19 protein-coding genes are annotated in these 18,579 nt (G+C 64.8%); 12 read left to right on the top strand and 7 right to left on the bottom strand.

The window, feature by feature from the left end; all coding sequences use genetic code 11:
• Positions 1 to 22 precede the first annotated feature (22 nt).
• The 3 genes from PSV26_RS12090 to PSV26_RS12080 form a co-directional block, all read right to left on the bottom strand.
• Positions 23 to 715, bottom strand: coding sequence for a DUF1223 domain-containing protein (locus tag PSV26_RS12090; RefSeq protein WP_300571067.1), 693 nt, complete (start codon positions 713 to 715; stop codon positions 23 to 25).
• A gap of 161 nt (positions 716 to 876) precedes the next feature.
• Positions 877 to 1,395 carry a hypothetical protein gene (locus PSV26_RS12085; protein WP_300519490.1) on the bottom strand — a complete coding sequence of 173 codons (519 nt, stop codon included), beginning with the start codon at positions 1,393 to 1,395 and terminating at the stop codon, positions 877 to 879.
• A 95-nt stretch (positions 1,396 to 1,490) separates the two neighbouring features.
• Positions 1,491 to 3,365: a monovalent cation:proton antiporter-2 (CPA2) family protein gene (locus PSV26_RS12080; protein ID WP_300571064.1), complete on the bottom strand. Its 1,875-nt coding sequence runs from the start codon at positions 3,363 to 3,365 to the stop codon at positions 1,491 to 1,493.
• A gap of 133 nt (positions 3,366 to 3,498) precedes the next feature.
• On the opposite strand from PSV26_RS12080, the gene PSV26_RS12075 reads away from it, so the two are divergent.
• The 4 genes from PSV26_RS12075 to PSV26_RS12060 all read left to right on the top strand — a co-directional run bounded on the left by PSV26_RS12075 (position 3,499) and on the right by PSV26_RS12060 (position 7,877).
• A complete protein-coding gene (locus tag PSV26_RS12075) occupies positions 3,499 to 5,883 on the top strand; it encodes a Tex family protein (RefSeq protein WP_300571061.1) in 2,385 nt (794 codons plus the stop codon).
• Positions 5,884 to 5,995: 112 nt separating this feature from the next.
• Positions 5,996 to 7,123 (top strand): phospholipase, encoded by a 1,128-nt coding sequence (locus tag PSV26_RS12070; RefSeq protein ID WP_300571058.1) that lies wholly within the window; start codon positions 5,996 to 5,998, stop codon positions 7,121 to 7,123.
• Positions 7,124 to 7,188: 65 nt separating this feature from the next.
• Positions 7,189 to 7,494: a type II toxin-antitoxin system HigB family toxin gene (locus PSV26_RS12065; protein ID WP_300519501.1), complete on the top strand. Its 306-nt coding sequence runs from the start codon at positions 7,189 to 7,191 to the stop codon at positions 7,492 to 7,494.
• Complete coding sequence (locus tag PSV26_RS12060) at positions 7,491 to 7,877, top strand: transcriptional regulator (protein WP_300571056.1); 387 nt, start codon at positions 7,491 to 7,493, stop codon at positions 7,875 to 7,877. Before PSV26_RS12065 ends, PSV26_RS12060 begins: the two co-directional genes overlap by 4 nt.
• A gap of 9 nt (positions 7,878 to 7,886) precedes the next feature.
• Here PSV26_RS12060 and PSV26_RS12055 read toward each other — a convergent pair whose 3' ends face one another.
• Positions 7,887 to 8,258 (bottom strand): hypothetical protein, encoded by a 372-nt coding sequence (locus PSV26_RS12055; RefSeq protein ID WP_300571053.1) that lies wholly within the window; start codon positions 8,256 to 8,258, stop codon positions 7,887 to 7,889.
• Positions 8,259 to 8,272: 14 nt separating this feature from the next.
• The gene (locus PSV26_RS12050; RefSeq protein ID WP_300571050.1) at positions 8,273 to 9,409 is read right to left on the bottom strand and encodes an iron-containing alcohol dehydrogenase; all 1,137 of its coding nucleotides are present in this window, start codon (positions 9,407 to 9,409) and stop codon (positions 8,273 to 8,275) included.
• 170 nt (positions 9,410 to 9,579) lie between these two features.
• Here PSV26_RS12050 and PSV26_RS12045 point away from each other — a divergent pair, with 170 nt between their 5' ends.
• Positions 9,580 to 10,539 carry an alpha/beta hydrolase gene (locus PSV26_RS12045; protein ID WP_300571047.1) on the top strand — a complete coding sequence of 320 codons (960 nt, stop codon included), beginning with the start codon at positions 9,580 to 9,582 and terminating at the stop codon, positions 10,537 to 10,539.
• 3 nt (positions 10,540 to 10,542) lie between these two features.
• A complete protein-coding gene (locus tag PSV26_RS12040; protein WP_300571045.1) occupies positions 10,543 to 11,400 on the top strand; it encodes a YbgC/FadM family acyl-CoA thioesterase in 858 nt (285 codons plus the stop codon).
• Between the two features lie 18 nt (positions 11,401 to 11,418).
• Here PSV26_RS12040 and PSV26_RS12035 read toward each other — a convergent pair whose 3' ends face one another.
• On the bottom strand, positions 11,419 to 12,279 hold the full coding sequence (locus PSV26_RS12035; RefSeq protein WP_300571043.1) for an NRDE family protein: 861 nt from the start codon (positions 12,277 to 12,279) through the stop codon (positions 11,419 to 11,421).
• 9 nt (positions 12,280 to 12,288) lie between these two features.
• Entirely contained in the window at positions 12,289 to 13,266 is a 978-nt protein-coding gene (locus PSV26_RS12030) for a folate-binding protein (RefSeq protein ID WP_300571040.1), read from the bottom strand.
• 47 nt (positions 13,267 to 13,313) lie between these two features.
• Here PSV26_RS12030 and mltG point away from each other — a divergent pair, with 47 nt between their 5' ends.
• The 6 genes from mltG to PSV26_RS12000 all read left to right on the top strand — a co-directional run bounded on the left by mltG (position 13,314) and on the right by PSV26_RS12000 (position 18,309).
• On the top strand, positions 13,314 to 14,321 hold the full coding sequence (mltG, locus tag PSV26_RS12025) for an endolytic transglycosylase MltG (RefSeq protein WP_366145807.1): 1,008 nt from the start codon (positions 13,314 to 13,316) through the stop codon (positions 14,319 to 14,321).
• A gap of 175 nt (positions 14,322 to 14,496) precedes the next feature.
• Positions 14,497 to 15,180, top strand: a complete 684-nt coding sequence (gene tmk, locus PSV26_RS12020; RefSeq protein ID WP_300571038.1) for a dTMP kinase — start codon at positions 14,497 to 14,499, stop codon at positions 15,178 to 15,180.
• Entirely contained in the window at positions 15,180 to 16,280 is a 1,101-nt protein-coding gene (locus tag PSV26_RS12015) for a DNA polymerase III subunit delta' (protein WP_300571036.1), read from the top strand. Before tmk ends, PSV26_RS12015 begins: the two co-directional genes overlap by 1 nt.
• 49 nt (positions 16,281 to 16,329) lie before the next feature.
• Entirely contained in the window at positions 16,330 to 16,734 is a 405-nt protein-coding gene (locus PSV26_RS12010; protein ID WP_300519528.1) for a PilZ domain-containing protein, read from the top strand.
• 109 nt (positions 16,735 to 16,843) lie between these two features.
• Complete coding sequence (locus PSV26_RS12005; protein ID WP_300571033.1) at positions 16,844 to 17,641, top strand: TatD family hydrolase; 798 nt, start codon at positions 16,844 to 16,846, stop codon at positions 17,639 to 17,641.
• The gene (locus PSV26_RS12000) at positions 17,638 to 18,309 is read left to right on the top strand and encodes an ankyrin repeat domain-containing protein (RefSeq protein WP_300571030.1); all 672 of its coding nucleotides are present in this window, start codon (positions 17,638 to 17,640) and stop codon (positions 18,307 to 18,309) included. Before PSV26_RS12005 ends, PSV26_RS12000 begins: the two co-directional genes overlap by 4 nt.
• The last annotated feature ends 270 nt before the right edge of the window (positions 18,310 to 18,579 follow it).

The raw sequence follows: 18,579 nt of genomic DNA, 5'->3' as shown, positions 1-18,579 counted from the left end.
TTTCCTTCCGCGCAAGGCGGGGTCATCCCGGCGGGCACTGCAGGCTCAGGGCCTGCAGGGTTTTGCCGCTTCGCGGCTCGAACACCACCAGGTTGACCTGACGCTCGTGGCCCGGCGTGGCGGCAATGCTGCGCAAGCCGAGCCTTTTCGGGCTTGCGTCGCTGCTTGTGTATTCCCCGGCCGGGGTGTACTGGCGGACCACGAAGTCGTGCTTGAGGAACTCACCGGCATTTTCCCCGGCCTTCACGCTGGAGTGGTGACCATGTTCGGTCACCGTCCAGTAGGCCGCCCAGGCTGGTGCGCCAGCGCCCGCGCCGGAGGGGGTGACGGTGGCCTCGAACTGGTCGTCGGCCAGCCGCCGGATCATCAACTGGAGCTGTGCGGTTTCGCGCCCGGTCGTGACACCCGATGACGCGCCCTGCCACTGCGGCCAGTCGCGGCCGTCCAGCACCACCTGCGGGGTGTAGATGTTGCGCAGCCGGTTTTTCGCCGCCACGTCGCGCTGGCGCTGGGTGTAGGCGGGCGTTGCAAAGCGGTCTACCCAGCCGATGTAGTCCCAGTAACCGACATGAAAGGCCTGCACCACCACCTTCTTGCCCTTGAAGCTCGACGCCCACTGGTCGGCGGGCGGACAGGAACTGCAGCCCTCCGAGGTGTACAACTCCAGCACCGGCGTGACCAGGGGCCCGGAGCTTGCTGTGCACTGGTTTTGCATGCAAAAAGTGGATGTAGCCCCCGTCAATAGGGCGCAAGCAGCTATGAATTTAGGAGTGAAGATGACCACGACGGCGTCCTTGTGCAACGGTGAAGTCCGTTGGTCGCGGGGCCCGGCGGGTTCTTACAGCGGTTTGCGCTGCCCGCGCTTGCGGGGGGCCATCAGAGCCGCGTCGAACTGTCCGCGAGCAACACAGGCCGGCTCACGCCATCGCGCTTTTCGAGCCGGTCTTCGAGCTCGCCGATATAGGCCGCCAGCGTGTTGCCGGACTGGTCGATCTTGCTCGACAAGGCTTCCTGGCTTTGGGCCAGTCGCTCCGCCAGCACCGTCGCCTGGGCCGCATCCCGCTGCTGGGTGCTCAGCGCCTGGGCTTCGAGGTACTGGCGCAGTTCGGTGAAACGCGAGGCTTCCGCCTTGTCGGCCAGCTCTCGCTGGGCCGCCAGCGCCCGGGTGGCGTTACGCATTTCCAGCAGGTGGGTGCTCTGGATGTACAGCGTGGTCGCCAGAAACACCAGCAGCACTGCGGCCAGCAGCACCAGCATGACCAGGCCCAGCGGCACCTGCACAGTGGTGAAGCCCAGGCTCAGCACGGAGGTTCGGCTGAACTCGTCGAGGTTGAGCGCCGCAAAACCGGCCATCAGCACAATGGCAATGATCAACACAATGGTTCGGATACGCATGTTCGGGCTCCAGGAATTGAAGTCCTGATGATGGTCGCCGCCGGCTGTCTTGTCTGTAGGAAAAAAGCCTGATCGTGCGAGCGCAAACGGTGCGATCAGCCGGGTCTGGCGCGGTCGCCGGCTACTTGCGGCCCGTCGGCCGCGCCGGGACCGGTAGGCTCCAGGGCCTGGGCGGCCTGCTCGTTGAGCGCCTTCCCGGACTGTTTGGGCCTGGTCAGCGGTGCCGGTGTCCAGCGCCCGCCATGCATCAGGTCGATGCCGCTGCTGATGTCGCCGCACAACTGCAGCTGCAGTCGTTCGGCGTCGCGGCGGCGGATGTCTTCAGCTATCTCGGCCACATCGACTTCTTCCACGCCGAGTTTTCGCAGGGCTTCGCTGCTGAAGGCCAGGGCCGACTCCAGGGTTTCGCGCAGCTGGTAGTCCACGCCGAAGCGGATCAGCTCGATCGCGTGCTGGCGGTCGTAGGCGCGGGCCAGCACCGGAGTCAACGGGAACTCATGCTTGGCCAGCTCCACGATGCGGCTGGTCGCCTCTTTTTTGTCCACGCAGACCAGAATGGCCCGGGCATGCTCTGCGCCGCTGGCGTGCAGCACGTCCAGCCGCGTGCCGTCGCCGTAATACACCTTGAAACCGAACTGCGCCGCCGCGCGGATCATGTCCGTGTCGTTTTCAATAATGGCGATGTCGATGCCGCGCGCCAGCAGCGACTGGCTGGCGATCTGCCCGAAGCGGCCGAAACCGATGATCAGCACGCTGCCCTTGAGGCCCTGGGCTTCTTCCACACTTTCCACGCCTTCCATGTCCTGGCCCGGCTTGTCGGGCAGCAGCCATCGAAGCGACAGGACGGCCAGCGGCGTCAGCGCCATCGAGATGATGATGGCGGCCGTCAGCACGGCATTGACACTGGCCTGCACGATGCCGGCCGCGGCCGCAGCCGAATACAGCACAAAGGCAAATTCACCGCCCTGGGCCATCATGGCGGTGCGCTGCAGCGCGTCGCCATGGCTGGACTTGGTGATGCGGGCCACGGTGTAAATACCCAGGCCCTTGAACGCCATGTAGGCCAGCACGCCGCCAACAATCAGCGGCCAGTCGGCCAGCACCAGCGTGAGGTCCAGCGACATGCCCACACCCATGAAAAACAGGCCCAGCAAAATGCCGCGGAAGGGCTCGATGTCGGCTTCCAGCTGATGCCGGAAGGTCGACTCCGACAACATCACTCCGGCAGCAAACGCGCCCAACGCCATCGACAGCCCGCCCCACTGCATGGCCAGCGCGGCGCCCAGCACCACCAGCAGGGCGGCGGCCGTCATCACCTCGCGGGCCTTGGCCTTGGCCAGCACGCGAAACAGCGGGTTGAGCAGCCAGCGGCTCACCGCCACCAGGCCAATGATGGCCGCCAGCGCCACCCCGATGCTGACCCAGCGGGACACGCCATCGGTTTCGTCAGGCGCCAGGAAAGCCACAATCGCCAGCAAGGGCACGATGGCGAGGTCTTCCAGCAGCAGGATGGACACCATGCGCTGGCCGCGCGGGGTGGAGGTGTCGCCGCGTTCCTCGAGCAGCTGCATCACGATGGCGGTGGACGACAGCACAAAACCCATGGCCGCGATGAAAGCCACCACGGGTTTGAGCCCGGCTAGTATGCCCAGGCCCGTCAGCAGGGCGCCGCAAACCACCACCTGCATCAGGCCCAGGCCGAAGATCTGGCGCCGCAGCGTCCAGAGCCGGGTCGGCTGCATCTCCAGCCCGATGACAAACAGGAACATCACGACGCCGAGTTCGGCCAGGTGCAGGATGGTTCCCGCTTCGCTGAACAAGCCCAGGCCGAAGGGTCCAATGGCCAGCCCGGCGGCCAAGTAACCCAGCACCGAGCCCAGGCCCAGCCGTTTGAACAACGGCACGGCCAGCACACCGGCAGCCAGCAACACCACCACCTTGACCAGCTCGCTGCCTTGTTCGACTGCCATGAAATTCCTGGGTGCCGGGTTGATGAAAGGGGAGTCAGGATGGTAGCGGAGTTTGTCCCGGCAGGGCGGCTTTCGCGGTGTGGCACACTCGCCCACTTTGCCGCCCATTCCAGCAGAGCCATTTCAGACATCCATGCAAAAAATCATTCGCCAGATCGCCGCAGAAATCAAGGTCCAGGAACACCAGGTCAAAACCGCCGTGGAGCTGCTCGACGGCGGCGCCACCGTGCCGTTTGTCGCGCGTTACCGCAAGGAAGTCACCGGCGGTCTCGACGACATCCAGCTGCGCGAGCTCGAATTTCGCCTCGGCTACCTGCGCGAGCTCGAGGAGCGGCGTGAGGCCGTGCTCAAAAGCATCCAGGAGCAAGGCAAACTGACGCCCGAGCTGGCGGCCGCGATTGCCGCTGCGCCTACCAAGCAGGAGCTCGAAGACCTCTACCTGCCCTTCAAGCAGAAGCGCCGCACCAAGGGCCAGATGGCGCGCGAAGCCGGTATTGAACCGCTGGCCGACAAACTGTTTGCCGATCCGGCGCTGGTGCCGGCCGACGAGGCGCTCGCCTTTGTCAAGGCCGAAAAAATGGAAAGTGGCGACGACTTCACCACGGTGCAGGCGGTGCTGGACGGCGTGCGCGACATCCTCAGCGAACGCTGGGCCGAAGATGCGGGCCTGCTGCAGATGCTGCGCCAGTGGCTGTGGAGCGAAGGGCTGCTGTCGTCCAAGCTGGTCAGCGGCAAGGATGAAAACAACATCGACAACAGCAAGTTTCGCGACTATTTCGACTACGACGAGCCGATTGGCCGCGTGCCCTCGCACCGCGCGCTGGCGGTGTTCCGCGGCCGCGGGCTGGAAATCCTCGACGCCAAGCTGCTGCTGCCCGAGATCCCCGAGCCGGGCAAGCCGAGCATCGCGGAAGGAAAAATCGCCGTTTACCTGGGCTGGAGCCACAAGGGCAGGGCGGCCGACGACCTGCTGCGCAAGTGTGTGGCCTGGACCTGGAAGGTCAAGCTGAGCCTGTCGATCGAGCGCGACCTGTTCAGCCGCCTGCGCGAAGAGGCTGAAAAAGTCGCGATCAAGGTGTTTGCCGACAACCTGCGCGATCTGCTGCTGGCCGCGCCGGCCGGCCCGCGTGTGGTCATGGGCCTGGACCCGGGCATACGCACCGGCGTCAAGGTCGCGGTGGTGGACGCCACCGGCAAGCTGGTCGAAACCGCCACGGTTTTTCCGCACGAGCCGCGCAAGGACTGGGACGGCTCGCTGCACACCCTGGCCAAACTCTGCGAGAAACACGGCGTGAACCTGATCGCCATCGGCAACGGCACGGCCAGCCGCGAAACCGACAAGCTCGCTGCTGACCTGATCAAGGGTTTGGCCAAGGTCGGGCAGGTGATCGAAAAAGTCGTGGTCAGCGAAGCCGGCGCCTCGGTCTATTCGGCCAGTGAATTTGCCAGCCAGGAAATGCCCGACGTGGACGTCAGTCTGCGCGGCGCCGCGAGTATTGCGCGCCGGCTGCAGGACCCGCTCGCCGAACTGGTCAAGATCGATCCCAAGTCCATCGGTGTCGGCCAGTACCAGCATGACGTCAACCAGAGCGACCTGGCGCGCAGCCTGGACACCGTGGTCGAGGATTGCGTCAACAGCGTCGGTGTGGACCTCAACACCGCCAGCGTGCCGCTGCTGGCGCGTGTCTCCGGGCTGAGCAATACGGTCGCCAAGGCGGTGGTGCGCTGGCGCGATGCCAACGGGGCCTTTGCCAGCCGCACCGATTTGCTGAAAGTCAGCGGCCTGGGCGCCAAGACCTTCGAGCAAAGCGCCGGCTTCTTGCGCCTGCGCAGCCAGGCCGAGGGCAGCAACCCGCTGGACATGACCGGCGTGCACCCCGAAACCTACCCGGTGGTCGAAAAAATCATGGCGCACACCGGCAAGCCGGTGGCCGAACTGATGGGCCGCGCCGACATGCTCAAGACGCTCAAGCCCGAGCTGTTCGCCAACGAGCAGTTCGGCGTGATTACCGTGAAGGACATCATTGCCGAGCTCGAAAAACCCGGCCGCGACCCGCGCCCCGACTTCAAGGTGGCGCGTTTCAACGACGGCGTCGAAGACATCAAGGATTTGAAGGAAGGCATGACGCTGGAAGGCACGGTCAGCAACGTGGCCGCCTTTGGCGCCTTCATCGACATCGGCGTGCACCAGGACGGCCTGGTTCATGTAAGCCAGTTGTCCAACAAGTTTGTGACCGACGCGCGCGAGGTGGTCAAGACCGGCGACATCGTCAAGGTGCGCGTGACCGAGGTCGACGTCGCCCGCAAGCGCATCGCCCTGACCATGAAGCTGGACGCTGCCCCGGCGCGCCAGGGCAGGGAAGGAGGCCCGCGCGAGAACCGCTTTGAAGGCGCGCGGCCGGGGCAGAGCCAGGGCCGCGGCGGCAACTACAGTGGCGGGCAAGGCCGGGCGCCGCAGCCGGCGACATCGACGGCGATGGAGTCTGCCTTCAGCAAGCTGGCCGCCCTGAAGAAATAGCGTTTGTCGCGCAGAAGGCTGCGGGGCGCCGGTTTTTGATGTCAAATCGGCCTGCAGCCCAATAAAAACGGGCGCAAGCAGCTACCAGAACCATAGCAACCGCGATTCATCCATGCAAGCCCTCCGCCTTTACGCCGGCCCCCAGGCCAGGCGGCACATCGAACAACACGGCCTGCGCCCGCAGGACGTGCGCGTGGTGCCGGGCGCGGCCGGCGGGCCCAAGGGTCTGGTGCTGGGGCCGCTGGACCGCTTCATCTTCGGCGACTGGCTGGCGTCGCCCGAGCAGCCAGTGCACCTGGTCGGCGCGTCGATCGGTGCCTGGCGCATGGCGACGGCCTGTCTGGCCAACCCGGTCGAGGCCTTCCAGCGGCTGGAAGACGACTACATCGCCCAGCATTTCGCGGCCGAGCCCGGCCGCAAGCGGCCCAGCGCCGACCTGGTCAGCGAGATGTTCGGGCGGAGCCTGGCGGCCTTTTACGGCGGACGTGTGCAGGAGGTGCTGCAGCACCCACGTTACCGCCTGCACATCGTGACGTCGCGCGGCCGGCACCTGCTGGGCCGTGAGCATGGCCTGCGCACGCCGCTGGGGTACTTCGGCGCGTTTCTGACCAACACCGTGCACCGCAAGGCCATGGGCGCCTGGCTGGAGCGCGTGGTTTTTTCCAGCCAGCACGCGCCGCTGCCCTTCGCCACCAGCGACTATCGCACTCGGCAGGTGGCCTTGACGGAAGAAAACTTCAACCCGGCGCTGCAGGCCAGTTGTTCGATTCCCTTCATGCTGCGTTCGGTGCGTGACATCCCCGGCGCCCCGCCCGGTGCCTACTGGGACGGCGGCATCACCGACTACCACCTGCACCTCAACTATGCTTCTGATTTGATAGCTACTGGCGCAGATGGGGCGGGGGCTAGCGGCCAAAATCATTCCAAAAACCAGGGCCTGGTGCTGTACCCGCACTTCCAGAAAGCCGTGGTGCCCGGCTGGCTCGACAAGGGCCTGAAATGGCGCCACGGCGCCACCCATTTTCTCGACAACATGCTGCTGCTGGCACCCGATCCGGCCTGGATCAGCACCTTGCCGAATGCCAAGCTGCCCGACCGCAACGACTTCTTGCGCTATGGCAACGACCTGCCGGGACGCATCAAGGCCTGGAGCACGGCGGTGGCCGCGAGCCGGCAACTGGCTGATGAGTTTCAGGGCTGGCTGGCGAAGCCGGATATGGGGCGGGTGGAGGCGATCTGACGAACTCGCTGATCTCCAGAACTAATGGTTTTACATTGATCCCAAAATGGGACTAAAATACGCATATGCGGGTCATTTCAAAAGCGACGCTGGTGGATTTTTGGTGCAAGCACCCTGCTTCAAAGCAGGCCTTTCAAACCTGGTTTGAAGATGCCAGCCACGCACAGTGGAAGACCCCGCAGGACATCAAGCTCCGGTATGCCAGTGCCAGTTTTGTGGGGGCCAACCGGGTGGTGTTCAACATCAAGGGCAACGATTACCGTCTGGTGGTGGCGGTAGCCTACCGCTTTGCGGCCCTGTACATCAAGTTTGTTGGCACCCATGCGCAATACGATGCCATCGACGCCGCCACCGTGGAGAACCAGCCATGAAAAGGAATGTTTATCCCATTCACCCGATTCGCACCGAGACCGATTACCAGGCCGCGCTGCAATTGGTGGCGCCGTATTTCGAGAACGAACCTGAGGTTGACAGCGACGCCGGCGCGCATTTTGAAGCCATGCTCACGCTGATCGAAGCCTACGAGGCCAAGCATTACCCGATAGATCCGCCCGATCCAGTGGAAGCCATCAAATTCCGCATGGAGCAGCAAGGCCTCAAACCCAAAGACCTGGAGCCCATGATTGGCCAGCGCAACCGGGTGTACGAAGTGCTCAATGGCAAAAGAAAACTCACCATGGCCATGGTGTGGAAGCTGCACATCGGGCTGGGGATTCCGGCCGAAAGTTTGATTCGGCAGCCTGCGGAGGGGTGATCAAGCTTGTCAGAGTGTAGGTTTGTAACCTTGGCGGAGCTTCGCGATGGTGCTGTCAATAGCTGTCAGCAAGGGAGCAGATGCCGTTGATGTCGCAAAACTCGTTCTGAGATGTTCCAGGATCGGGATGGAAGCGTACGCATATTCATTGAATTGCTGCAGCTCATAAATTGCGGCTAGTTGCTGGGTGAGGGGAAGCCCCTCGCCCGCAGCATCTCCTCGCGCCGAAACCCTGCGCATCAAACCATGAAATAGTTCAAAGCGCTTTGTACGTTCCTCGCGATTGCGCTGATCCATATATTTAATGAATCCAAAAGCGAACGAGACAGCGGCTCCTGCCAAAGTAATCAAAGATAAGTATTTGAGAATCGAGTCGATCATGACGCGAACCTTGATTAAAATGAATCAGCCAACATCCCCGCATACTCCTCAGCCGTCGCAATCCTTGGATTGGTCTTGTGACAGTGGTCGGCCATCGCGCCCTTGATGATGTCGGGGAACTGCTCACGTGTGACGCCCATGGCGGCCAGGCCAGTGGGCAGGCCGAGGCGGGCATTCATGTCGCGTACCGCGTCGGCCACATCGCTGCCGGCGGCCAGCCCCATGGCGTGGGCCATGCGTTCCAGACGTTTTTCTCTCTGAATCGATTCGGCACCCGCATTGAAGCGGATCACCGCGGGCAGGAACATCGCGTTGAGGCAGCCGTGGTGCAGGCGCGGATCGACGCCGCCCAGGCTGTGGCTCAGCGAATGCACGCAGCCCAGGCCTTTCTGGAAGGCCATCGCACCCTGCATGGACGCGCTCATCATGTTGAGCCGGGCTTCGCGGTCGCTGCCGTCTTTGGTGGCGCGCTCGATGTGGGCCCAGCCGCGCTGCAGGCCGTCCAGGCCTATGCCGTCAGCCGGCGGGTTGAAGGCGGGCGCCATGAACGTTTCCATGCAGTGCGCAATCGCGTCCATGCCGGTGGCCGCCGTCAGTTGGGGCGGCAGGCCCAGTGTCAGTTCGGGGTCGCAGATCGCGGCTTTCGGAACGATGTGCCAGGAGTGAAAACCGAGCTTGCGGTGGTCGTCCAGGATGATGATGGCGCCGCGCGCCACCTCGCTGCCGGTGCCGCTGGTGGTGGGCACGGCAATCAGCGGCACCGCGCGGTCGGTGATCTTGAGCGAGCCGCCCTCGATGGTGGCGTAGGTCTTGAGCGGGCCTTCGTGGGTGGCGGCAATCGCCACGCCCTTGGCGCAGTCGATCGCCGAGCCGCCGCCGACGGCGATCAGGCCGTCGCAGCCCTGGGCCTTGTACATGGCGGCTGCGGCGCGCACGGCGGCCTCGGTCGGGTTGGACGGCGTCTGGTCAAACACGGCCACCGTCATGCCGGGCAGGGCGTCGAGTGCTTTTTGCAGAACGCCGGCCGCCTTGACGCCGGCGTCGGTGATGACCAGCGGCCGGCTGATGCTCACACGTTCACATTCCTGCTTGAGGAGCTTGACCGCGCCGTAGTCGAACTGGATCTGTGTCACGTAGTAGATAAAGGCCATGGTTTGCTTGTCTTTCGGCGTTGTACGATGCTGGGCGGTTGGCGTATTCCTGCCCCAACCTGAACACACTACTTTACCGGCTGGAGACTCTCTTGACTTGCATGCATACCCGGATGATGGTCACTTTGGCGATAGCGGGCGCCCAGACGATGTTTCTGGCCGGCCGGTAAATGCGGGGACAGGCAGCACACGCCCTGCTGACGCCCGCCATGCGCGACGTGATCAGCCGCATGGGGCGGGCAGGGCACCCGGCGTTTCACACGCTGACCGCCACCCAGGCCCGCGTGGCCTACGAGGCCGGCGCCGGCGTGCTGGAAATTCCCAAACCTGCCTTGGCCCGGGTCGAAGACTTCCACCTTCCGGCGCGCGACGGCCATGGCTTGCCGGCCCGGCTGTGCGCGCCTTCAACCGACAAGCTGCCGGTGCTGCTGTATTTCCACGGCGGCGGGTTCACCATAGGCAGCATCGCGACGCATGACATTTTGTGCCGCCAGCTCAGCCTCCTGGCCGGTTGCGCGGTGGTGTCGCTGGAGTACCGGCTCGCCCCGGAGCACAGGTTTCCGACGGCCGCCCATGACGCTGAGGATGCGCTGCACTGGCTGGCCACCCATGCGGGCGGGCTCGGTCTGGACGGCAGCCGCATGGCGGTGGGTGGCGACAGCGCCGGCGGCACCCTGGCCGCGATGTGTGCGGTGCTGGCCCGCGATGCCGGCCTGCCGCTGGCCCTGCAACTGCTGTTTTACCCTGGCTGCTCGGCCCACCAGGACACAGCCTCGCACCGCCAGTTTGCACGCGGGTTTGTGCTCGAGGAGCGCGAGATCAACTGGTTTTTCAGCCGCTACGTGCGCAGCCCGGCCGACCGCGAGGACTGGCGTTTCGCGCCCCTGAACACGCCCGATGTGGACGGCGTGGCCCCCGCCTGGGTCGGCCTGGCCGAATGCGACCCGCTGGTCGACGAAGGTGTGATGTACGCCGACAAGCTGCGCACCGCCGGCGTGGCGGTTGATCTTGAAATCTATCGCGGCGTCACCCACGAGTTCATCAAGATGGGACGCATGATTCCCGAGGCGCGGCAAGCCCATGCCGACGCGGCCAGCGCCTTGCACCGTGCTTTTTCTGAAAGCGACTGACCCATGAAACGACAGGACTTCCGATTTTTTCACCGCCTGCGCGTGCGCTGGGCCGAAGTGGACATGCAGAAGATTGTCTTCAACGCACACTACCTGATGTACTTCGACACGGCGGTCACCGACTACTGGCGTGCGCTGGCCCTGCCGTACGAACAGGCCATGCACCAGCTGGGCGGCGAGCTGTATGTCAAGAAAGCCACCGTCGAATTCCATGCTTCGGCGCGTTGCGACGACCAGCTCGACGTTGCCATGAAGTGCTCGCGCATCGGCACCTCGTCGATGGTGTTCACCGGCGCGATTTTCCGTGGCGATCAGTTGCTGATCACCAGCGAGTTGATCTATGTGTTTGCCGACCCGGTCACGCAAACCTCCCGGCCGGTGCCCGACGGCTTGCGCCGCATTCTGACTGCCTATGAAGCCGGCGAGCCCATGGTGTCGCTCAAGCTCGGCTCCTGGGCCGAACTCGGCCCCCATGCGGGTGCCATTCGCTCCGAAGTGTTCATCGAAGAGCAGGGCATTCCGCTGGAGATGGAGTGGGACGAAGCCGACCACAGCGCCGTGCACGCCGTGGCCTACAACGGCCTGGGCCAGCCGGTGGCCACCGGCCGGCTGCTGCAACACGCCCCCGGCACCGGAAAAATCGGTCGCATGGCGGTGAGCCGGGTGCTGCGCGGCACGCGCCTGGGGCGCGACCTGTTGCACGCCCTGATGGCCCAGGCCCGGCTACGTGGCGACACCGAGGTATTGCTGCACGCCCAGCGCAGCGCCGAAGGTTTTTACAGCCGCATGGGTTTCACGCCACGCGGCGAGCCTTTCGATGAGGTGGCGATTGCCCACATCGAGATGGTCAAGCCGCTTTAGAAAAACCGCCGTCTGAATTTACAGCGGGGCCCGGCCCTGTTGCCAGATGAGCTGGCAGCGTTTGTCGCTGCCCCGCAGCGCGCCATGCCGGACGTCGTGGGTGTGGGTGACTTCATCGATCTCGATGTCCCACGTGACCTCCGTAGACGCACGTTCCCCGGCCCGCGCTACCAGCACCGTGCTGCTGCGCGTTCCATAAGCATGTTCGGGAAAATCGACAAACACACTGGAGAGCGCGCGTTCCAGCGCCAACGGCACACCGGTACGCGGCAGCTGGGCGTCGCCGGGGCGCTGCCTGTCCTGCAGGGCGGACCAGAGCCCGGCCTGCAGGTCCTCCTGTCGGTCCGCATCCAGCGCGTTGCGCAGCGCGGCTTTCAGCGCGCGGGTTTTGGGCCAGGGCGTGTCCAGCGCGCCGTTGGACAGGCCATACACGCCGGGCTTGAGCGCGCACGATTGCCAGCCCCGGATCGGGCCGGCGTCTGGGTCGGTCTGATTGCTGAGCCAGTGCCAGGCGGACGACTGGAAATCACCGAGCACCAGGTTGAAGGCGCCATAGGCCGCGCTGTCAGTCTGCGCCATGAACCCGCCGGCATCCATCTGGCCTTCCAGCCAGCGCATGACCAGCTCACCGCGGGAGCGTTCGCCGGCGACCGGGTGCGGCTCGCGCACATTGGTCAGCATCGCCACCCGCCCGCCGGGACTCAGGCCCAGCCAGGTTCCGCCGGCGCGCAGGTCACGCCCGGAGATCACTTCCTGGCCAGCATCGGTGGTCCAGCGCGCCAGCGGCGCCGTGGGCCGGTTCAGGAATTCATCGCGGTTGGCGGCGATCACCAGCGGCCAGCGCTGCGAGGCGCCAATGGCAAAGGCGATCAGGCACATCGCTTGGTGTCAGATATCTTCAAGCAAAGCATAGGGCAGGGGCAGCAGCGCCAGGGCAGGACCGCTGGCACTGCCCAGGGTCAGCCGGCCGCCGGCGGCATCGGCTGCCGCCGCGGTCTGCAGGGACACGATCAGATCAAAACCTGCCGCCGGGTGGGGTGCGCAGGCGGCCACCAGGCCGCAAGGTTGTTCTGAGTCGGCGGCATGGAACACCTCCTGGCCGACCTGCGGTGTGCCATTGGTGTGCGCCACATGGGCGCGGCGTTTGAGCGTGCCGCGAAACTGGCTGCGCGCCACGATTTCCTGGCCGGGGTAACAGCCTTTCTTGAAACTCACGCCGCCGACCGACTCGTAGTTGAGCATCTGCGGCACAAAGGCTTCGAAAATCGGCTGCGTGATCATGGCGATGCCGGACTGCACCTCGAGCCAGTGCCAGTGCGCCAGCGACAACGCCTCACCGGCTGGCACCGGCGTGCCGGCCGGTGCACACCACAAGGCGCGCGGCTGGCCGGCGCCGGGATACAGAAACACCAGGTTTGCAGCATCAAAATTGAGCTTTGCCCAGGCGGGATGTGCGTCAACAGCTATGGTTTCGATAGCACCACCAGCCAGTCCGCAGAGGGTGTAGTCCGCGGTCGCGTCGCTCAGTCTGGCTTTGGCACGCAGCACAAACATGGACAGGCGCTTGAGGGTGGCGGCCAGAATGTCGCGGCTGCAGACCAGCAGGATCTCGCCTTCGCTGCGTTTGAAAACAATGAAGCTGGCCTGCATGCGGCCCTTGGCATTGCAGAACGCGGCCAGGCGCGCTTCGGACAGGCCCAGCAGCGCCACGTCCTGCGTCAGCTGGCCCTGGAGGAATTTGGCGGCCTCTTCACCGGCGACCCGGATCAGGCCCAGGTGCGTCAGCTCGGCAACGCCGGACGGCAAGGTGGTCCATGGCAGTGAAGCAGCAGGGGAAGGAGGGGAATCGGAAGGGAAGGTCAACATGGGCTGAATTATCATAGACCAGTCGTTTTCTGGAAGGTAACAGGGTTGTGCGTCGTTTCTTGATGAGTTTGCTCGTGTTGGCGTTTCTCGCCGGTCTGGTGGTCTTTGGTGCCGTCGGCTGGTGGCTGCACGAACCGCTGACCCTGAAGCTGCAGCCCGGCAGCCAGGTGCTGGACCTGGAGATCGAGCCCGGCACCCCCGCCCAGCGCGTGGCCGAGGTCGTGGCGGCCAGCGGTGCCGAGGTGCAGCCGGTGTTGCTGTATGCCTGGTTTCGCCTCTCGGGCCAGGCGCGCCAGATCAAGGCCGGCAGTTACGAGATCACGCCGGGCACCACGCCGCGCACGCTGCTGAGCATGCTGGTGCGCGGCGAGGAAAGCCTCAAAAGCGTGACCCTGGTCGAGGGCTGGACCTTTCGCCAGGTGCGTGCCGCCCTGCAAAAGGCAGAAGCCCTCAAGCCTGACACCCAGGGGCTGGACGGGCAAGCCATCATGGCGCAGCTGGGCAAGCCGGGCGTGCATCCCGAGGGCCGGTTTTTCCCCGACACCTACACCTATGCCAAGGGCTCGAGCGACCTGGCGGTCCTCAAACGCGCGGCCCGCGCGATGGACAAACGCCTGGAAGCGGCCTGGGCCCTGCGCAGCGCGGACACGCCCCTGAAAACGCCCGATGAAGCCCTGATCCTGGCCAGCATTGTCGAAAAGGAAACCGGCAAACCCTCGGACCGGCCGGAGATCGGCGGGGTGTTCAGCAACCGCCTGCGCGTCGGCATGTTGCTGCAGACCGACCCGACGGTGATTTACGGCATGGGCGAGCAGTTCAATGGCAATCTGCGCAAGCGCGATCTGCTGGCCGACACCCCGTACAACACCTACACCCGCCCCGGCCTGCCGCCCACACCGATTGCCATGCCCGGCAAGGCCGCCCTGCTGGCCGCGGTGCAGCCGGCCCAGACCAAGGCCCTGTATTTTGTGGCGCGCGGCGACGGCACCAGCCATTTCAGCAGCACGCTGGACGAGCACAACCGTGCCGTCAACAAGTTCCAACGAAATCAGTAATGGCCCCCACGCTCCGCACTGACGTGTCGTCGCTGCCCCCCGAGGGGGCTAATTTTCCTAGGGGCGGCCCGTCGGAAAATTCGATGGCCCCCACGCGCCGCACCGACGTGTCGTCGCTGCACCTGCGGCCCGGCAAAGCCGGTTCCGCAGCCCCGGCTGAAAAAGAGGTACGCCTGTGACTGTCGCTGCGGGCCTGTTCATCAGCTTCGAAGGCATAGACGGCGCGGGCAAATCCACGCACATCAGCGCGCTGGCCGAGGCCTTCAAGGCGCAGGGCAGGGCCGTGACCCTGAGCCGCGAGCCCGGCGGCACGCCACTGGCCGAGAAGCTGCGCGCCCTGATCCTCAACGATGTGATGGACCCGCTGACCGAAGCCCTGCTGATTTTTGCGGCGCGGCGCGACCACTTGACGACCGTGATCGTCCCGGCACTGGCACGCGGTGATGTGGTGCTGTGCGACCGCTTCACCGACGCGACCTTTGCCTACCAGGGCGGCGGACGCGGCTTCGACTTGGATGTGCTATCAAAACTGGAGCTGTGGGCGCAGGATGCACGGGGGCTGGGGCGTGATTTTGTTCTTGAACTCGGCCCAAAGGAAGAGCCTGCGCCGATGGTCCAGCCCGACCTGACGGTCTGGTTCGACCTGCCGCCCGAAGAAGCCGCCCGGCGCCTGACCGGCGCCCGCGTGCCCGACCGGTTCGAAGCCCAGCCGGTGGCGTTTTTCCGCCGGGTGGTCCAGGGCTACGCCGACCGCATGGCCGCCGACCCCGGGCGTTTTGCCCGTATCGACGCCGGCCAGACACGCGAGGCCGTGTGGCAGTCGGTGCACAGTGTGTTTACCGGCAAGGGCTGGCTCTGATGACCAGCGATTCCACCGCACCCAGCCCGCCCCTGGCTCCCTGGCTGCAGACCCAGCTGGAAACCCTGCTGGCCCAGCGCGGCCATGCCTGGCTGCTCAGCGGTCCGTCCGGGCTGGGCCAGTTCGACCTGGCGCTGGCGCTGGCGCGGGCCTGGCTGTGCGAGCAACCCACGGCGCAGGGCGCCTGCGGCGTGTGCGGCAGCTGTCATGCGGTCGACGTCCACACCCATGCCGACCTCTGCATGCTGATGCCTGAAACCCTTTCCTTGAGCCTCGGCTGGCCGCTGGACGAAAAAACCCAGGACGACCTGGACAGCAAGAAACGCAAGCCCAGCAAGGAGATCAAGGTCGACGCGGCACGCGAGGCGGTGACCTTCACGCAGTTCACGCGTTCGCGCGGCAACACCAAGGTGGTGCTGGTCTATCCGGCCGAACGCATGAACGCGATCACCACCAACACGCTGCTCAAGACGCTGGAAGAGCCGCCCGGGGCGGTGCAGTTCATCCTCGCCACCGAGGCCGCGCACCAGTTGCTCCCCACCATCCGCAGCCGCTGCCAGGGCCACACCATGCACTGGCCGGATTTCGACCAGGCGCTGGCCTGGCTGGCCGAGCGGGCCGGGCCGGAAGGCAAGGCCGGCAAACTGCCGGCCGCTGCCGACCTCCACACGCTGCTGGCCGCCGCCGGCGGCCGGCCCGCCGACGCGCTGGAACGCGCGCAGGCCGGACCGAGCAGCGCCATCGCCCAGCACTGGCAGGCCCTGCCCAAAGCCATGGCCCGGGGCGAGGTCGGGGCGCTCAGCGACTTCGGGCCGGCCCAGGCCGTTGACGCGCTGCAGAAGCTCTGCCACGACATGCTGGCCACCCGGGCCGGCGCCGAACCGCGGTTTTTTCGCCACGCTGACTTGCCGGTGCAGCCTGCCGGCAAACCCGGTGCGGCGGGCGCGGCTGGCACAGGTGTTGGCCCCGGTTTTGCCGCGTTGAGCGCCTGGGCCAAGGAACTGGCCGCCACGGCCCGTACCGTGGAACACCCCTACAACCCCGGGCTGATGCTCGAAGCCCTGGTCAGCCGCGCACAGCTGGCACTCAATTCAAAATAAGCGCCGTTTCTTGCTGACAGTCCGGCGGTCAACCCGATAAACTAGGCCCATGAGTACAACGCCTCCTGCTGGTTCTCCCGGTGCCGCCGGTGCCACCGCCACCAGTTCCAGCGCAGCCCGGCCCAGTGTCATCCAGCTGGCCATTCGCGAAAAAGCCGCGCTCTACGCCGCCTATATCCCGCTGTTCGCCGAAGGCGGCGTGTTCATCCCTTCGGCACGGGACTACAAACTCGGCGACGACGTGTATGTGCTGATGACCTTGCCCGAAGACACGCAGCGCTATCCGGTGGCCGGAAAAGTGGCCTGGGTCACTCCTGCGCGGGCTTCCGGCAACCGCACCCAGGGTGTGGGCGTGCGTTTTCCCAACGACGAAAAGTCCCGCCTGCTGAAGATCAAGATCGAGGAAATCCTCGGCGCCCACCTGGCCTCCGACCGTCCCACGCAGACGATCTAGTGCACCAGGCCCTTGCAGGTCCACTGCGGGCCCGCTTCTTTTTTTTATAGCTGTCTGCGCCCATCCAGCATGGGCTACAGCCATTTTTGATACTGAAAATGCCCTGCCGATGTTCACCGACTCCCATTGCCACCTGAGTTTTCCCGAGCTCCAGGCCCAGTTGCCGCAGATACGCGAAGCCATGGCGCAGGCCCAGGTGGACCGCGCGCTGTGCATCTGCACCACGCTCGAAGAGTTCGGGACGGTTCATGCGCTGGCCACCACCTATGACAACTTCTGGTGCAGCGTCGGCGTCCACCCCGACAACGAAGGTGTGACCGAGCCGACCCTGGACGACCTGGTGCAACGTGCCGCCTTGCCCAAGGTGGTGGCCATTGGCGAAACCGGACTGGATTACTACCGCTTGGGCGAACGCAGCATCGCCGACATGCACTGGCAACGCGAACGCTTTCGAACCCACATCCGCGCCGCCCGTCAGACCCGAAAGCCGCTGGTGATCCACACCCGCAGCGCATCAAACGACACGCTGGCCATCCTGAAGGAAGAGGGCGAAACCGCCGACGGAGCAGGGCGGGCCGGCGGGGTGTTTCACTGCTTCACCGAAACCGCCGAGGTGGCCCGCGCCGCGCTGGACCTGGGCTTCTACATCTCGTTTTCCGGCATCCTGACCTTCAAGAACGCCGCCGACCTGCGCGAAGTGGCCCGTTTTGTGCCACTGGACCGCACCCTGATCGAGACCGACAGCCCCTACCTGGCGCCCATGCCTTACCGCGGCAAAACCAACAACCCGTCCTATGTTCCTTATGTGGCCAGGCAGGTCGCCGAGATCCGGCAGATGCCGGTCGAGGCCGTTGCCGAGGCCACCAGCCGCAACTTCGAGCGGCTTTTTTCGGGTGTTCTGGCATGAAAACATACCTCATTAATCACTTTAAAAAAGCCGTCTATCTAGCTGTATTGACTGGATTTATTTCAGCACACGCCGGTTCCTACGAAGATTTTTTCGTGGCCATCAAGCAGGACAACCCTGGCGCCATCCGGCAACTGCTGACCCGCGGTTTTGATGCCAACACGGTCGACCCCAAAGGCCAGCATGGCCTGTCCCTGGCGATCCAGGAACCCTCGCCGAAAGCCGCCCAGGCCTTGCTGGACTGGCCCAAGACCAATGTCAACGCGCTCAACGCCAATGGGGAAAGCCCGCTGATGCTGGCCGCGATCAAGGGCGACGCGGAAATGGTCGCGGCCCTGATCAAGCGGGATGCCGACGTCAACAAGACCGGCTGGACACCGCTGCATTACGCCGCCAGCAAGGGGCACCTGGCCATCATGAACCTGCTGCTTGAAAACCACGCCTACATCGATGCCGAATCACCCAACGGCACCACACCGCTGATGATGGCCGCCCAATACGGCACCACACCTGCGGTCAAACTGCTGCTGGACGCCGGCGCCGATCCCTTGCTGAAAAACCAGCAAGGCCTGACAGCCATCGGTTTTGCCCAGCGCGTCAGCCGCACAGATTCGGCAGACCTCATCGCCGCAGCCGTTCGCAAGCGGCAAGCCACGGGCAAGTGGTAAATCGTTGAATCGGGGATGACGCTGAAATGAGCGGCCAGATGCGGAAGGCTGATGCGGGCGGTTTCAGGGCTGGGGCGCCTTGGCAGCGATTTCTGCTGTTTTGGCCTGCATGGTTTATCTTCTACGATGTATAGGTCATTGAGTACCTTTAGATTAATGCAGTTTCTTCATGAGTTGGGTAAATTTTTAGAGCGTGGCCGGGGACCGTCTTTCAGGGCGCGCCGGGCACTTTGGGAGCCCGTGCGAGGCCCCGTTCCGCGACCGGCTCAG

Source organism: Polaromonas sp. (assembly GCF_029945685.1).
In the GTDB taxonomy this organism is placed as follows: Bacteria; Pseudomonadota; Gammaproteobacteria; order Burkholderiales; family Burkholderiaceae_C; genus Polaromonas.
The sequence above is the reverse complement of the archived record's forward strand: the minus strand, read 5'-3'. Positions and strand labels throughout refer to the sequence as shown.

Coding starts and splice junctions, on each gene's coding strand:
- PSV26_RS12010 (WP_300519528.1), top strand. CDS start 16,330: ATGAGTACAACGCCTCCTGCTGGTTCTCCCGGTGCCGCCGGTGCCACC.
- PSV26_RS12035 (WP_300571043.1), bottom strand. CDS start 12,279: ATGTGCCTGATCGCCTTTGCCATTGGCGCCTCGCAGCGCTGGCCGCTG.
- PSV26_RS12015 (WP_300571036.1), top strand. CDS start 15,180: ATGACCAGCGATTCCACCGCACCCAGCCCGCCCCTGGCTCCCTGGCTG.
- PSV26_RS12090 (WP_300571067.1), bottom strand. CDS start 715: ATGCAAAACCAGTGCACAGCAAGCTCCGGGCCCCTGGTCACGCCGGTG.
- PSV26_RS12045 (WP_300571047.1), top strand. CDS start 9,580: ATGCGGGGACAGGCAGCACACGCCCTGCTGACGCCCGCCATGCGCGAC.
- PSV26_RS12040 (WP_300571045.1), top strand. CDS start 10,543: ATGAAACGACAGGACTTCCGATTTTTTCACCGCCTGCGCGTGCGCTGG.
- PSV26_RS12070 (WP_300571058.1), top strand. CDS start 5,996: ATGCAAGCCCTCCGCCTTTACGCCGGCCCCCAGGCCAGGCGGCACATC.
- PSV26_RS12085 (WP_300519490.1), bottom strand. CDS start 1,395: ATGCGTATCCGAACCATTGTGTTGATCATTGCCATTGTGCTGATGGCC.
- PSV26_RS12060 (WP_300571056.1), top strand. CDS start 7,491: ATGAAAAGGAATGTTTATCCCATTCACCCGATTCGCACCGAGACCGAT.
- PSV26_RS12075 (WP_300571061.1), top strand. CDS start 3,499: ATGCAAAAAATCATTCGCCAGATCGCCGCAGAAATCAAGGTCCAGGAA.
- PSV26_RS12000 (WP_300571030.1), top strand. CDS start 17,638: ATGAAAACATACCTCATTAATCACTTTAAAAAAGCCGTCTATCTAGCT.
- PSV26_RS12050 (WP_300571050.1), bottom strand. CDS start 9,409: ATGGCCTTTATCTACTACGTGACACAGATCCAGTTCGACTACGGCGCG.
- PSV26_RS12005 (WP_300571033.1), top strand. CDS start 16,844: ATGTTCACCGACTCCCATTGCCACCTGAGTTTTCCCGAGCTCCAGGCC.
- PSV26_RS12065 (WP_300519501.1), top strand. CDS start 7,189: ATGCGGGTCATTTCAAAAGCGACGCTGGTGGATTTTTGGTGCAAGCAC.
- PSV26_RS12030 (WP_300571040.1), bottom strand. CDS start 13,266: ATGTTGACCTTCCCTTCCGATTCCCCTCCTTCCCCTGCTGCTTCACTG.
- PSV26_RS12080 (WP_300571064.1), bottom strand. CDS start 3,365: ATGGCAGTCGAACAAGGCAGCGAGCTGGTCAAGGTGGTGGTGTTGCTG.
- PSV26_RS12055 (WP_300571053.1), bottom strand. CDS start 8,258: ATGATCGACTCGATTCTCAAATACTTATCTTTGATTACTTTGGCAGGA.